At 60.4% G+C, this 15,139-nt stretch carries 12 protein-coding genes; 6 read left to right on the top strand and 6 right to left on the bottom strand.

Annotation, left to right across the window (positions count from 1 at the left end; genetic code table 11):
- Positions 1–31: 31 nt before the first annotated feature.
- Positions 32–1,498, bottom strand: coding sequence for a hypothetical protein (locus tag DCO47_RS03905; RefSeq protein ID WP_042610059.1), 1,467 nt, complete (start codon positions 1,496–1,498; stop codon positions 32–34).
- 549 nt (positions 1,499–2,047) lie between these two features.
- Entirely contained in the window at positions 2,048–3,070 is a 1,023-nt protein-coding gene (locus tag DCO47_RS03900) for a zinc-dependent alcohol dehydrogenase family protein (RefSeq protein ID WP_064362651.1), read from the bottom strand.
- Positions 3,071–3,340: 270 nt separating this feature from the next.
- On the opposite strand from DCO47_RS03900, the gene DCO47_RS03895 reads away from it, so the two are divergent.
- Positions 3,341–4,255: a LysR family transcriptional regulator gene (locus tag DCO47_RS03895; RefSeq protein WP_042610061.1), complete on the top strand. Its 915-nt coding sequence runs from the start codon at positions 3,341–3,343 to the stop codon at positions 4,253–4,255.
- Positions 4,256–4,261: 6 nt separating this feature from the next.
- On the opposite strand, the gene DCO47_RS03890 is transcribed toward DCO47_RS03895, so the two are convergent.
- The 3 genes from DCO47_RS03890 to gcvA all read right to left on the bottom strand — a co-directional run bounded on the left by DCO47_RS03890 (position 4,262) and on the right by gcvA (position 6,861).
- Positions 4,262–5,023 (bottom strand): glucose 1-dehydrogenase, encoded by a 762-nt coding sequence (locus tag DCO47_RS03890; protein ID WP_116657494.1) that lies wholly within the window; start codon positions 5,021–5,023, stop codon positions 4,262–4,264.
- 29 nt (positions 5,024–5,052) lie between these two features.
- On the bottom strand, positions 5,053–5,880 hold the full coding sequence (locus DCO47_RS03885) for a DMT family transporter (protein ID WP_065616296.1): 828 nt from the start codon (positions 5,878–5,880) through the stop codon (positions 5,053–5,055).
- A 75-nt stretch (positions 5,881–5,955) separates the two neighbouring features.
- Positions 5,956–6,861, bottom strand: a complete 906-nt coding sequence (gcvA, locus tag DCO47_RS03880; protein WP_042610064.1) for a transcriptional regulator GcvA — start codon at positions 6,859–6,861, stop codon at positions 5,956–5,958.
- 209 nt (positions 6,862–7,070) lie between these two features.
- Between gcvA and DCO47_RS03875 the strand changes: the two genes are divergently transcribed.
- The 5 genes from DCO47_RS03875 (at position 7,071) to DCO47_RS03855 (ending at position 14,037) form a co-directional block, all read left to right on the top strand.
- Positions 7,071–7,418, top strand: a complete 348-nt coding sequence (locus DCO47_RS03875) for a hypothetical protein (RefSeq protein WP_042610065.1) — start codon at positions 7,071–7,073, stop codon at positions 7,416–7,418.
- A 15-nt stretch (positions 7,419–7,433) separates the two neighbouring features.
- Positions 7,434–7,886, top strand: a complete 453-nt coding sequence (locus tag DCO47_RS03870; protein WP_039761551.1) for a DUF805 domain-containing protein — start codon at positions 7,434–7,436, stop codon at positions 7,884–7,886.
- A 272-nt stretch (positions 7,887–8,158) separates the two neighbouring features.
- The gene (gene mexE / locus DCO47_RS03865; protein WP_039761553.1) at positions 8,159–9,412 is read left to right on the top strand and encodes a multidrug efflux RND transporter periplasmic adaptor subunit MexE; all 1,254 of its coding nucleotides are present in this window, start codon (positions 8,159–8,161) and stop codon (positions 9,410–9,412) included.
- Between the two features lie 15 nt (positions 9,413–9,427).
- Positions 9,428–12,619: an efflux RND transporter permease subunit gene (locus DCO47_RS03860; RefSeq protein ID WP_042610067.1), complete on the top strand. Its 3,192-nt coding sequence runs from the start codon at positions 9,428–9,430 to the stop codon at positions 12,617–12,619.
- A complete protein-coding gene (locus tag DCO47_RS03855; RefSeq protein WP_116657493.1) occupies positions 12,616–14,037 on the top strand; it encodes an efflux transporter outer membrane subunit in 1,422 nt (473 codons plus the stop codon). The genes DCO47_RS03860 and DCO47_RS03855 overlap by 4 nt, the downstream gene beginning before the upstream one ends.
- Positions 14,038–14,178: 141 nt before the next feature.
- Here DCO47_RS03855 and DCO47_RS03850 read toward each other — a convergent pair whose 3' ends face one another.
- Positions 14,179–15,123, bottom strand: coding sequence for a biotin/lipoyl-binding protein (locus tag DCO47_RS03850; protein WP_371919856.1), 945 nt, complete (start codon positions 15,121–15,123; stop codon positions 14,179–14,181).
- Between the last annotated feature and the right edge of the window lie 16 nt (positions 15,124–15,139).

The following is a 15,139-nucleotide window of genomic DNA, read 5'->3' as shown; positions in this document are numbered from 1 at the left end:
ATTGGTTCACAACCCAACCCTTGGTTCACCGTCAGCGTTCCGTAGACCGCTCGACTCGCGAAACTGGCTCTGTCTCTCCCGGATCTGCATTTTCGCAGGCAAATTCTTCGGGCGCACAAAGCTGCACAGGTCCCATCGCATAGAGACGGATAACCAGTCTGACTGGCAACCCACTGACCTCCATGATCCATTTCAGCACTTGCTCAGGGGCATGCAGGCCTTGCAGGGCGCGGTGCAGGTCCGGCATCGCAACCAGCATGCCGGGGTGACAGTTGCGCAGGAACCGCTCGAGGCCTCTACCGCTGTCGATAAACGGTGCAAACAACAGGCACACCAACTGCGTTTCGTTCAGTCCGAAACCGTGCAAAAGGTAATCCTCCGCATGCATTCGCAGATGCTCGGGCTGCCGAACGTTGTCAAAGCACGACAGCAAATGTTCGCAGACGGACTCCGCCACCTGCTGTCGGCGCATGTCGGCCAGGGTGTTACGCAGGTAATCGTCGATTCCCGCCTCATAGGTGCGCCCCTCGATGAACCGTGCGTACAGACCTTGCACATGCGCCGAAATCAGCGGGTCGGCAAACACCGCTTCGCCTTGATACAGCGCCCGGTCATCCGGTTCAAAGCCGAGGAATTCGCCCAACAGGGGCCAGCGGTCCTCCAGCTTGCCTACCATCATGTCGTTGATGTCGATAAAACTGGTGCGCCGGCAGGCTTCGAACTCACCTTCAGGTCGCCAGGCAGTCCGGTCATCTTCAGCCCGCAGTTCGCGGTAGAAATCGTCGCCCAGCCCGTCCAGCAGCGGAAACAGCGCCTCGAATCCGCTGTGGACCAGTCCGGGACCTGCGATCGCCACTCGCTGCATCGCACGGTTGAGGCCTTCGAGGAAATGCTGCTGACTGCTCTTGGTTTCGGTACTGATCATGGCGTCGACACCATTGTTCCAGCGGGCGATCTGGCTGTAGTACTCGGCGGTGGCGAGATAGGCGTCATCCCACAATTGGGGCGCTTCGATCCAGGTCCGACAATGCCCGACCAGCAGCAGATTGATGCGACTGGCTTCACGACCGTCGTCGCTGACAGGCGTGCGGTGATCGAAGGCCAGCACCTCGCGGTTATCGACCATCAGCAGCTCGACCCGTGGATCGTCATATAGAAACAGTGCACTGTAGCTGCGATGCAGGTTGTGCAGGGCAACGGGACTGTCGCCATTCCAGCGCAAGGCGGCGACGCGCAACTGGAACGTCGCAGGCGCACGGCTGGCAATCGTCAGTTGCGCTGCACGGAGCAAAGCCAGGGTGTAGCAGCTGTCACGCGAGCCGGACTGATGCACCAGCACCTTGAACTGCCCGATGTTGTCCATTCCGCCAGCAGCCACGACCAGGCGCTGAATCAGTAACTGCAACGCCGTGCGCTCGGCTCGGGAAAAGAAACTCAGCAAACGCTGCAATACTTGCTGATAGACATAGTTCATTGCCTGATCATGGATCGTGCTCATCGGTATTTACCCGGTATCAAAAGATTCATGCCACGCAAACATCACAGTGAGCGCAACAATTGGATCAATAAGTAATAGACGCTGAAATGCTAACACTTACAAAGTTGTAGTTATTTGAAACACTTCACCTGAAAAAACTGTCATGAAGGCCCGCCGGCGCGCTCAACCGCCCGTATTTACTGGCCTTTCTCGAATCGAAAATAATCTGAGGAAACTTCCCACAGCGTCCCACGACAATTCATTACAAGAAATAGAGAAGCAACTTCCGAATCGCCCTACAGCAATTAAACAGAAATTGACGAAGCCAGCCGAGCTAGCCGTTTGATATTGCCCCGGACAAATTGAATGCACAGCCATAGCTCATTCCTTGAGATGAAAGTAATCATTCAATTATCAGCGCTTAGAGTGTGATTAGAAGATACAGATGAACAGCAAAAACCAGTTCAGTTGCTGAAATGGTCGGAGGTGCGGGATGGGGAAAGGTCTGCTGACAGGGGGAAACATAAACAAAAAAAGAGTCCGTGAGGCCACGGACTCTGATCTCCGGTTCTACGCCGGCTCGACTTGCAGTGCCACCCGTTCGCGGCATGGACATTCGTCCATGTAGCGGTGTGCTTCGACGAACTCGTTGAACGGGAATACACGGGTCTTGAGCGGAAGCAACACACGGTCAGCGGTCAACTGGTTGATGTCGCGCAAGGCACGTTGCAACGCGACGTGGTCCTGGACAATGCCCAGCTCGGGTTTGCCGGTGAAGTTGCCGATGCAGTGGACGAAGAACTGGATGTTCTTCTGAAACGCTGCGCAAGCCGGGAACGGGGTCTGATTACCGCCCTGCAGGCCATACAGGACCAGACTGCCGCGTGGCGCCAGGACATCACCAAGCAACGACATCTGCGGGCCGCCCAGGCCGTCGAAAACCACATCGACGCCACGGTTGTCGGTGATCTTGTTGATGCGCATCAACAGATCTTCCTCTTCGGTGACGATGACTTTTTCCGCACCGAGGGACAGCAGGTACTCGCGTTCCTCCGCCGATTTGGTCGCCGCGATCACTCGCACACCCAGCGCTTTACCGAGCTGGACAAACGAGGGGCCGGCGCAGTGACTGGCATCCGTCACCAGGGCAAACTGCCCGGGTTTGACCCGCGCCAGATCGGCATAGGCAAAGTAGGCAATCAGCAGCGGCGTGTAATGCACGCTGGCTTCGATCGGGCTGAGCACATCCGGATAACGGGTCAGCGCCGTACGCGGCAGGACGATGGACTCGCCGTACACCGGATAGTCGTTCGGGCTTTCCGCCGGAAAACTGGCCACTTTGTCACCGACGGACAGGTCGTCTACATCAGCGCCCACGGCAGTGACCACACCGGCCATTTCGTGACCGAGGCCCGATGGCAGACGTGCCTGGGACGACGCCAGATTCTGACGCCACAGGGTGTCGTACCAACTGATGCCGATCGCCTCGACACGCACCTGCACTTCGCCAGGACCTGGCTGAGCGGCCGCATGCTCTTCGCATTTGAGCACCTCGGCCGGACCAAACTTGTGAAAACGGATCGTGCGGGACATCGCAAACCTCGTCAAAGTAACCTCTAATGCCATGAACTCTATCTGGGCTTTTGACCCAAGACCATCAGTGGCTATTAATAGTCGACATGCCTGTCATTGATTCCGCAGCAGGAGCGGCATTGGCAAAATCCATGAAAAAAGGCCTGCCACCGTCGCAGTAAAGCTGAATTTTCCGGTGCAGAGTACCAGCCTTTCCCCGTAAGATTCATGCCGGCCATTGTTCTCATATGGCCGCCCTCGTCAAGTTTGATGACTCTGCCAGGACTCCAGATGAATCGTAATGACCTGCGTCGTGTCGACCTGAACCTGCTGATCGTGTTCGAAACATTGATGCACGAACGCAGTGTGACTCGGGCCGCGGAAAAATTGTTCCTCGGCCAACCCGCCATCAGCGCGGCGTTATCGCGCCTGCGCAGCCTGTTTGACGATCCATTGTTTGTCCGCACTGGCCGCAGCATGGAGCCGTCCGCGCGCGCCGTGGAAATCTTCGCCCTGCTCTCGCCCGCACTCGATTCGATCTCGACCGCCGTCAGTCGTGCCGCCGAATTTGACCCGGCGACCAGCACGTCAGTGTTTCGCATCGGCTTGTCCGACGATGTTGAGTTCGCGCTGCTGCCGATGCTGCTCAAGCGCCTGCGCGCCGAAGCACCGGGCATCGTCCTCGTGGTGCGCCGCGTCAACTACATATTGATGCCGGGCCTACTGGCCTCCGGCGAGATTTCGATCGGCGTCAGCTACACCACCGACCTGCCGGCCAACGCCAAGCGCAAGGTCCTGCGCCGCAGCGCACCGAAGCTGCTGCGTGCCGACACCGTGCCGGGGCCGCTGAGCCTGGACGACTACTGCGCCCGACCGCACGCACTGGTGTCGTTCGCTGGCGACCTCAGTGGTTTTGTCGATGAAGAACTGGAAAAGCTCGGACGCAAACGCCACGTGGTGCTGGCGGTGCCACAGTTCAACGGATTGGGCACGTTGCTGGCGGGAACCGATATCGTCGCGACCGTACCGGATTACACGGCGGAAGCACTGACGGCAGCAGGCGGCCTGCGTGCTGAAGACCCGCCGCTGCCGACGCGTACATTTGAACTGCACATGGCCTGGCGTGGGTCGCAGGATAATGATCCGGGGGAGCGGTGGTTGAGGTCGCGGATTCAGATGTTTTTTGGCGACCCGGATAGCCTGTAGCCGGACCTACTTGCCCCCCGTCACATCCAGAAATGTCCCGGTGACAAACGAAGCCTCTGCGCTGGCCAGCCACAAGATGGCCCGCGCCACCTCTTCCGGCTGTCCGCCCCGACCCATCGGGATCGAATCCTTCACGCGATCAACCCGACCCGGTTCGCCGCCGCTGGCGTGCATGTCGGTATAGATGTGCCCCGGGCGAATGCAGTTGACCCGAATTCCTTCCCGCGCGACTTCCTTGGCAAAGCCGATGGTGAAGGTTTCCAGCGCGCCTTTGGATGCTGCGTAGTCGACGTATTCATTCGGACTGCCCAGCCGGGCCGAGGCAGACGAAATGTTGATCACCACGCCGCCCGCCCCGCCGTGGCGCTGAGACATGCGCTTCACCGCCTGCTGCGCGCACAGGATCGGTCCCAGAGCATTGACCGCGAAAATGCGCTGCATGCGTTCGAAGCTCAGGTCTTCCATACGTGACTGTTTCGCCAGCACACCAGCGTTATTCACCAGAACGTCGATGCGCCCGAATGAACGATTGATGGCCGAGAACAGGTCAGCGACCTGCTGCGGGTCAGCACTGTCAGCACGCACCGCCAGCGCCTTGCGCCCCAATGCTTCAACATCGGCCACCACCGCCAGCGCGGCGGACTCGTTGGCGACGTAGCTGATGGCAACGTCGTAGCCTTGTGCTGCGGCGAGTCTGGCGGTGGCGGCGCCCACTCCGCGACTGCCGCCGGTGATCAGAATCAGCGGTACTTGCGAAGCCTTATCCATGTGACGTTCTCCTGAACAGTTGGGCTGTGTCAGCCGATGATGATGGCGCCGCAGGCGATGACCACGCACGCCAGCATTCGGCGGACGGTGAGCTTTTCGCCGAGGAACAAATAGCCGAGCAACGCAGCGAACAGCACGCTGGTTTCGCGCAGCGCCGATACCGCGCCCAGTGGCGCTTCGTTCATGGCGTAGATGACGATTGCGTAAGCCAGCAGCGAGACCAGTCCGCCGACCACCGCGGTGAGCATTCCGGGCCGCACGGAAAACAGGCTACGGGCGTCGCGCAGGGCGATATAGACCACCGGCATCAACACGCCCCACAGGGCACTCATCCACACCGTGTACGCGAGTGGCGCTCCGGAAAGCCTGGCGCCAATGCCATCGACGACGCTGTAGGCGGCAATGAAGCACCCGGTGCCCAGTGCATAAGGCAAGCTCGGCACCGACAGGCTGCGTCCCCGGAACGCCAACGAAATAATCCCCCCGGACACCAGGCCAATGCCGAGCAGCTCAGCGGGAGTGATGGTTTCGCCGGCAAACAGCGCGGCGCCGAGGGTAATCAGCGCCGGCGACGAACCGCGGGAAATCGGGTAGATCTGCCCTAGATCGCCAACCCGATAGCTGCGCACCAGAAACAGGTTGTAGCCGACATGCAGCAGTGCCGAGAGCAGCGCATAACCCCAGCTCTCAGGTGCAGGCGGGGCCATGAAAACGGCGGCGACGGCGCAGACGATGGCGATGGCGACGCACATCATCGTCATCGACCAGAGCCGATCGGCGCCGCCGCGCAGCAGCGCGTTCCAGCTGGCATGCAGGAGCGCGGCGAACAGGACGAGGAGTACGAGATGAATAGGCATGGCGCATTCTAGGCATCCCCGGCGCCGGTGTTACAGAGAAGTCTGCTCATTACACCATGAGCAAAAGCTCATACTTCACAGTTGTGCGCTCTGCACCTTCAACGCTTCCCCAAGCAACCATTGGCGAAATCTGAGGATGTGCGGCTGGGCTTCGATGCCCTTGGGGCAGACGAAATAGTAGGCAAGCGGCGATGGGAAAGGCACGTCGAACAGCCTCACCAGGCGACCGTCGCCGATTTCATTCTCGACATGGCCGCTGCGCACCAGCGCCACGCCCTGGCCGAGCAACGCGGCTTCCACCGTCATGTTGGTGTCGCCGAACCTGACGCTCTCGCGCAGCGGCGAAAACCCGAGACCGATGGATTGAAACCACACCTCCCATTTCGGCACCAGCTCGGCGCCGTCGCGGGTCAGCAAGGGCATTTGCAGCAACTCTGCGGGACTGCCCGGCATGCCGACGCGCTGCAGCAGCTCGGGGCTCGCCACGGGAAACACCTGCTCGCCAAACAGGAACTCCGTGTACAGACCGGGATAATTGCCTTTGCCCAAGCGGATCGCGACGTCGGCTTCGCCGTTGGCGAAGTGAATGATCTTGTCCGTAGTGTCCAGCGACACCAGCAATTCCGGATGCTGGCGTGACAGGCTCGGCAAGCGTGGCAGCAACCACTTCAAGGCAAAGGAGTAGGTGGTGCTGACGCGCAGCCGCACCCTGCCCTTTTGTTCGCGCAAATCGTCCAGCGTCGCCTCCAGACTGATGAAAAACTCGCGCACGATCGGCGCCAGCGTAGCCCCCGCTGCCGTGAGGCGTAACGCCTTGCCGCGTTCGAACAACTGCAGCCCCCACAAATCCTCCAGATGTCGCAGCTGATGACTGACTGCGCTCTGGGTCACGTGCAGTTCCTGCGCGGCCGCGGTGAACGTCGGGTGTCGGGTGGCGACTTCAAAAGCGCGCAGCGTCGCGGTCGGGGGCAGGTCTCGCATACAGAAGGGTTCCGGAGATGGGCGAAGGATCGAAGCATGAGTCTCCACTCATGTTAGAGCGAAACGCCACTGTTTTCAGGCAGACGTACCTGGTCACACTGCCATAACGCGATGATGGCAAAGAGCCGTGACAAATCGCGCGATAGAGATTAAATTACCGCCGCCCCGCCGATGGAGGGTCGGGCATTCGCATTCAGTTAAGGAAAACGATGGCAATGGTCTATTGTCGTGCTTGCGCCAAGGAGCTCCATGAGACGGCGCTCACCTGCCCCCAATGCGGGGCGAGCCAACAGGCCTTTGTGCCATCTTCGCAAGCCGGGATTCCCTGGCTGGCCATCGTTTCGCTGATCTTCGGAATTATCTGCGCTATCACTCTGTTTGATGATTCCGATTGGGACTTCGAAACGATCCTCGGCGTCGGACTGTTCAGCGTCGCAGGTCTGGCTTGCGGCATCATCTGCATCAACGAAAAACACCCCGGAAGAAACCTCGCGATCGCCGGCATCATATTGTCAGGCCTGACCGCGCTGGTTCTTTTCTGTCTATCGATCCAATAATTTTAGGGAAAAAATATGAGCATGGTTTACTGCCGCGGTTGCGCCAAGGAAATCAGTACGCTGGCGCTGGCGTGCCCTCAGTGCGGCGCGCCTCAGGCGGCTCCGCAGGCCTACCCAAGCGGCCCTGCCATCACGACAGGCAACCCTTACCTTGAGGCGTTGAAGAATTACGCCGTGTTCAACGGTCGCGCCACGCGCCGTGAATACTGGTTGTTCTTCCTGATCAACATGGGCGTCGCCTTCGTGGTGGGCTTCATTGACGGCTTTGCCAACACTGGTGGCGTGCTGCAAGGCCTTTATAATCTGGCGCTGCTGATCCCGAGCATTGCTGTCGGCGTGCGCCGTATGCACGACACGGATCGCAGTGGCTGGTGGTTGCTGCTGCCGATCGTCAACATCGTTTTCCTGGCGCAGGACAGCCAGCCTGGGCCGAACCGTTTCGGTGCCAACCGCAAAGGCATCAACTGACACAACGGCAACACGCTGACCGGAACGGCCTTCATGGCCGTTTCTTCATTTATGGTCGAGGATTTTCAATTGCGGTGAATCATTGCGAATCGCGCAACACAGAATTGCCTTGAAGCCGATGGATAGGCACCTAACGAAAGGTGCATGCTAGAGGGCTGTCTCGGCGCTTATATCATTCCGAATGATAGTTACCTTCGCTTCATTCGATTCGTGCCATCACACCCCCGCCGAGCATCATCCGCCCATCTTCAATACTTCGGCGGATTGCATCCATGGAACAATCACTCAAACATTTGCGCTTCCCGTTGGCCATGCTGGCCGTACTGGTGATGAGCGCCTGCGGCAAAACTCCGGAGACTGCCGGCGCCCCGCCCGCTGCCAAAGTCAGCGTAGCCAAGGTGCTGGAACAACCGGTCAACGAGTGGGATGAATTTACCGGGCGTCTCGAAGCGCCGGAAACCGTAGAGATCCGGCCACGGGTTTCGGGCCAGATCGATCAGGTCGCCTTCACCGAAGGCGCACTGGTCAAGAAAGGTGACCTGCTGTTCCAGATCGACCCGCGTCCGTTCCAGGCCGAGGTACGCCGCCTCGAAGCCTTGGTCGCCCAAGCCCGCGCCACCGCCACTCGCAGCGAAAACGAAGCAGCTCGCGGTGAACGCCTGCGCACCAGCAACGCCATTTCCGCTGAACTGGCCGACTCGCGCACCAGCGCCGCCCAAGAGGCCCGCGCCGCCGTCGGTGCTCTGCAAGCACAACTGGACCTGGCCAAACTGAACCTGAGCTTCACCCGCGTTACCGCACCGATCAGTGGCCGCGTCAGCCGCGCCGAAATCACTGCCGGTAACCTGGTAACCGCCGACACCACTGCGCTGACCAGCGTCGTCTCCACCGACAAGGTCTACGCCTACTTCGACGCCGACGAACGCGTGTTCCTCAAATACACCCAACTGGCCCGCAACGGCCAGCGCGGCGCAACCACGCCGGTGTACATGGGCCTGTCCAACGAGGACGGCAACCCGCACCTGGGCCAGATGAACTTCGTCGACAATCAGGTCAATCCGAAAACCGGCACCATCCGTGGTCGCGCCGTGTTCGACAACGCTGACGGCACCTACACCCCGGGCCTCTATGCACGACTGAAACTGGTCGGCAGCGGCACCTATAACGCCATGTTGATCAACGACGAAGCCGTTGGCACTGACCTGGGCAAGAAGTTCGTGCTGGTGATGGATGGCGACAACAAGACCGCCTACCGCGCCGTCGAGCTCGGTCCGAAGATCGAAGGCCTGCGCATCGTTCGCAACGGTCTGAACAAGGACGACACCATCATCGTCAAGGGGCTGCAGCGGGTTCGTCCCGGCTCTCCGGTTACCCCTGAAGTGATTCCGATGGCCAGCGAGCAGACCCTCGCCGCCCTTGCTCAACAACGTCAAGCGCTGGAAGCCAGCAACCTGCCCAAAGTTGCCCCTGCCAAGGGCGCATCGGGTTCGGCTGCGAAGCTGGCTGCTACGACCCCACGCGGTTAAGGGACGACAACTCCGATGAATTTTTCCCAATTCTTCATTTCCCGGCCGATCTTCGCAGCGGTGCTCTCGCTGTTGATCCTGATCGCCGGTGCGATCTCGCTGTTCCAGTTGCCGATCAGTGAATACCCGGAAGTCGTGCCGCCGACCGTGGTCGTGCGCGCCAACTTCCCGGGCGCCAACCCAAAGGTCATCGGTGAAACCGTGGCTGCTCCGCTGGAGCAGGCGATCACGGGTGTCGAGAACATGCTGTACATGTCCTCGCAATCGACCGCTGACGGCAAGATCACCCTGACCATCACCTTCGCCCTGGGCACTGACCTGGACAACGCGCAGGTGCAGGTGCAGAACCGGGTGACCCGAACCGAGCCGAAGCTTCCCGAGGAAGTGACGCGCATCGGTATCACCGTCGACAAGGCTTCGCCCGACCTGACCATGGTTGTGCACTTGACCTCGCCGGACAAGCGCTACGACATGCTCTATCTGTCCAACTACGCGATCCTTAACATCAAGGACGAGCTCGCTCGCCTGGGTGGTGTCGGTGACGTGCAGTTGTTCGGTATGGGTGACTACTCGCTGCGGGTCTGGCTCGACCCGAACAAGACCGCTTCGCGCAATCTGACCGCGACCGATGTGGTCACCGCCATTCGCGAGCAAAACCGTCAGGTCGCCGCCGGTCAACTGGGCGCGCCCCCTGCCCCGACCGCGCAAAGCTTTCAGCTGTCGGTCAACACTCAGGGCCGTCTGGTCTCCGAGGAAGAGTTCGAGAACATCGTCATTCGCTCTGGCGACGACGGGGAGATCACCCGCCTCAAAGACATCGCTCGCGTCGAACTCGGCTCCAGTCAGTACGCCCTGCGTTCGTTGCTGAACAACCAGCCGGCCGTAGCGATTCCGATCTTCCAGCGTCCGGGCTCCAATGCCATCGACATTTCCAACGAAGTGCGCGGCAAGATGGAAGAGCTGAAGAAAGGCTTCCCGCAGGGCATGGACTACAGCATCGTGTATGACCCGACGATCTTCGTCCGTGGCTCGATCGAGGCGGTGGTTCACACCCTGTTCGAAGCGCTGATCCTTGTGGTGCTAGTAGTGATCCTGTTCCTGCAGACCTGGCGCGCCTCGATCATTCCGTTGGTGGCGGTGCCGGTATCGTTGATCGGTACGTTTGCGGTCATGCACCTGTTCGGTTTCTCACTCAACGCCCTGTCGCTGTTCGGTCTGGTACTGGCCATCGGTATCGTGGTCGACGACGCCATCGTGGTGGTAGAGAACGTCGAACGGAACATCGAACTCGGACTGACGCCGGTCGAAGCCACCAAACGTGCCATGCGCGAAGTGACCGGGCCGATCATCGCAACGGCACTGGTGTTGTGTGCAGTGTTTGTTCCGGCGGCGTTCATTTCCGGCCTCACCGGGCAGTTCTACAAACAGTTCGCTCTGACCATCGCCATCTCGACCGTGATCTCGGCGTTCAACTCGCTGACCCTGTCGCCCGCGCTGGCCGCTGTGTTGTTGAAAAGCCACGACGCGCCGAAAGACCGCTTCTCGAAGGTGCTCGACAAGATCTTCGGCGGCTGGCTGTTCCGTCCGTTCAACCGCTTCTTCGACCGCGCCAGCCATGGCTACGTCGGCACCGTGCGCCGGGTCATCCGCGGCAGCGGCATCGCTCTGCTGCTGTACGCAGGCCTGATGGTGCTGACGTTCTTCGGTTTCTCCAGCACGCCGACCGGTTTCGTACCGGGCCAGGACAAGCAATACCTGGTGGCCTTCGCGCAATTGCCGGATGCCGCGAGCCTGGATCGCACCGAAGACGTGATCAAGCGCATGTCCGACCTCGCGCTGAAACAGCCAGGCGTGGAAAGCGCCGTAGCGTTCCCGGGCCTGTCGATCAACGGCTTCACCAACAGCCCGAACGCCGGCATCGTCTTCGTGACCCTGAAACCGTTCGACGAGCGTAAAGACCCGAGCATGTCCGCCGGCGCGATTGCCGGTGCCTTGAACGGTCAGTACGCGAACATTCAGGAAGCGTACATGGCGATCTTCCCGCCACCGCCGGTACAGGGCCTGGGCACCATTGGTGGTTTCCGCCTGCAAATCGAAGACCGGGGCAACCTGGGCTACGACGAGCTGTACAAAGAAACCATGAACATCATCAACAAGAGCCACAACGTGCCGGAACTGGCCGGTCTGTTCACCAGCTACACGGTGAACGTGCCGCAGGTCGATGCCGCCATCGACCGGGAAAAAGCCAAGACCCACGGCGTGGCCGTCAGCGACATCTTCGACACCCTGCAGATCTACCTGGGTTCGCTGTATGCCAACGACTTCAACCGCTTCGGGCGTACCTATCAGGTCAACGTTCAGGCCGAACAACAGTTCCGTCTTGAATCCGATCAGATCGGTCAACTGAAAGTACGCAACAACAAAGGCGAAATGATCCCGCTGGCGACCTTCATCAAGGTCAGCGACACCTCCGGCCCGGATCGGGTGATGCACTACAACGGCTTCATCACCGCGGAAATCAACGGTGCCGCAGCCCCCGGCTACAGCTCGGGCCAGGCGGAAAAAGCCATCGAGAAACTGCTCAAGGAAGAACTTCCGAACGGCATGACCTACGAATGGACCGACCTGACGTACCAGCAGATTCTGTCCGGCAACACCGCGCTGTTCGTGTTCCCGCTCTGCGTACTGCTGGCGTTCCTGGTACTCGCCGCGCAATACGAAAGCTGGAGCCTGCCACTGGCGGTGATCCTGATCGTACCGATGACCCTGCTGTCGGCCATCACCGGTGTGATCATTTCCGGCGGTGACAACAACATCTTCACCCAGATCGGCTTGATCGTACTGGTGGGACTTGCCTGCAAGAACGCGATTCTGATCGTAGAGTTCGCCAAGGACAAACAGGAAGAAGGCCTCGACCCGCTCGCTGCGGTACTGGAAGCCTGCCGCCTGCGTCTGCGGCCGATCCTGATGACCTCCTTCGCGTTCATCATGGGGGTGGTGCCACTGGTGTTCTCCAGCGGTGCCGGTGCCGAGATGCGTCACGCGATGGGTGTGGCGGTGTTCTCCGGGATGCTTGGGGTGACCTTCTTCGGTCTGCTGCTGACGCCGGTGTTCTACGTGCTGATCCGTAACTTCGTTGAACGCAGTGAGCAGCGCAAAGCGGCCAAGGCACACACTCTTCAAAAGCCACTGGAGGCGCACCAATGAGTCTGAAAGTCTTCCTGCCGAGTCTGCTGGTGCTGGCCCTCAGCGCCTGCGCCGTCGGCCCCGACTACAAGACCCCAGCCACGGAGGCGGCCAACATCACGACCGCCACCGACGGCGCCGCCGGGCAAAAGAACTTCGACCGTTCGAAATTCGAAGGCATCTGGTGGCAGCAATTCGACGATCCGACCCTCAACCAGTTGGTAAGTCAGTCGCTGCAAGGCAACCGTGAACTGCGCGTGGCGTTCGCCCGCTGGAAAGCCGCCCGGGCGATCCGCGACGACGCCAGCAACGACGCGATGCCGACCATCACCAGCCGCGCCAGCAGTGACTTGGGCAAAGGCCAGATTCCCGGCCAGACCACCGACCGGGTCAATAGCGAACGCTATGACCTGGGTCTGGACATGGCCTGGGAGCTCGACCTGTTCGGGCGCATCCAGCGCAATCTGGAAGCCAGCGACGCCGACCAACAGGCTGCCGAAGCCGATCTGTACCAGTTGCAAGTCACCATGATTGCCGAACTGGTCGACGCCTACGGTCAACTGCGCGGCGCCCAGCTGCGGGAAAAAATCGCCGTGGCCAACCTCAACAACCAGGAGGAGTCGCGCAAGATCACCATCAGCCTGCGTGATGCCGGTGTCGGTGATCAGCTCGATGTCGAGCGCGCCGATGCACGTCTGGCCAACGTCGAAGCCAGCGTGCCGCAGTTGCAGGCGGAACAGGTCCGGCAGAAAAACCGTATTGCCACCCTGCTCGGTGAACGCCCGGACAAACTGACCGTGGATCTGAGTCCGAAAGACTTGCCGGCGATTGCCAAAGCGCTGCCGATCGGTGATCCGGGTGAACTGCTGCAACGTCGTCCCGACATCCTCAGCGCCGAGCGGCAACTGGCTTCGGCCACTGCGCGCATCGGCGTGGCCAAAGCCGACCTGTTTCCCCGGGTCAGCCTCAGCGGCTTCCTCGGCTGGACGGCGGGGCGCGGCTCGCAGATCGGTTCCTCGGCGGCCAACGCCTGGGCGCTCGGCCCGAGTATTACCTGGGCTGCGTTTGACCTCGGCAGCGTCCGCGCTCGTCTGCGTGGCGCTGACGCCGATGCCGAAGGCGCACTGGCCAACTACGAGCAGCAAGTGCTGCTGGCTCTGGAAGAATCGGAAAACGCTTTCAGTGATTACGGCAAACGTCAGCAACGCTTGATTTCGCTCATTCGTCAGAGCGAATCCAGCCGCAAGGCTGCCGATCTGGCGGAAATCCGCTATCGCGAAGGCACCACCGACTTCCTCGTCCTGCTCGACGCCCAGCGTGAACGCCTGAACGCCGAAGACAGTCAGGCCCAGGCCGAAGTCGAGCTGTATCGCGGCATTGTCGCGATCTACAAGGCCCTTGGCGGTGGCTGGCAACCGGAGACGGTCGCCAGCCAGTAAAGATTGTTAAAGAGCTCCTTTGGTTGGCCGCAACCAACCAATTTTTTTGCCCCGCGTATCATTCGGTCGCGGGGTTTTTTTATGCCCTTGAGCAGCGCTTGAATTCCTTGTAGGAGCGAGGCTGCTCGCTCCCACAGTGGTTCATGGGCGGTCTTGAAATTTGTGATCCTCCAGGACCGTCACTGTGGCCGTCGTGCCCGCGCGCAGGCGGTTCTTGCCGGCAAAATCACCATCAATGCCAATGCGCACCGGCACCCGCTGCGCCAGTTTCACCCAGGTGTAGCTCGGGTTGATGTTCGCCAGCAGTCGACTGCCCGGCGCGTTCTCGCGGTCGGCAATGGCGAAGGCGATGCTTTCTACCGTGCCACCGAAGCTCTCGCCGCTCATCAACTGAATGCGCACCCGGTCGCCCTCCTCGATTCGCGGCAGCTTGGTTTCTTCGAAATAACCGCTGACGTAGAACGAATCACTGTCGACCAGCGCCAGCAGTGCTCCGCCTGCCTGCGCGTAGTCACCCTGGCGGGTCAGCAGGTTGGTCACGTAACCGCTGACCGGCGATTCGACACGGGTGCGCTGCAGATCCAGTTCGGCTTGAGTCAGCGCGGCAATCGCCAGTTGCACATTGGCCTCAGCCAGCCCGAGGTTGGCCTGATTGCGCAACAGATCCGCCTGGGCAACCGCCACGTCGGTGCTGGATTTCTCCCACTCCTCACCGGAAATCGCGAAGCCTTGCTTCAGCGTGCGTCGCCGACGTTCTTCGCTCTGGCGTTGTTTGAGCAGGGCTTCACTGGCGACGATCGCCGCTTGCGATTGCCCCAGCGAAGCCTTGGACACTTCCACCGAACGCCGGGCATGCTCGACCGCCAATTGATAGCGCGCCGGATCGATCTCCAGCAGCAATTGGCCCTTGTCGACATGCTGGTTGTCCTGCACCGCCAGTTTGACGATACGCCCCGAAACATCTGCCGACAGCGTCACCACATCCGCCCTCACCCGGGCATCCCGCGTCCACGGCGCGCGGGTGTAATACTCCCAGGCGAACCAGCCAAGGACGATCGCCAGGATCACCACTGCCACGGTCATCATTCGTGCAACTAGCGCT

The organism is Pseudomonas sp. NDM (genome assembly GCF_003105095.1).
Taxonomy (GTDB): domain Bacteria; phylum Pseudomonadota; class Gammaproteobacteria; order Pseudomonadales; family Pseudomonadaceae; genus Aquipseudomonas; species Aquipseudomonas moraviensis_A.
This window is presented reverse-complemented; position numbering and strand designations above follow the sequence as displayed.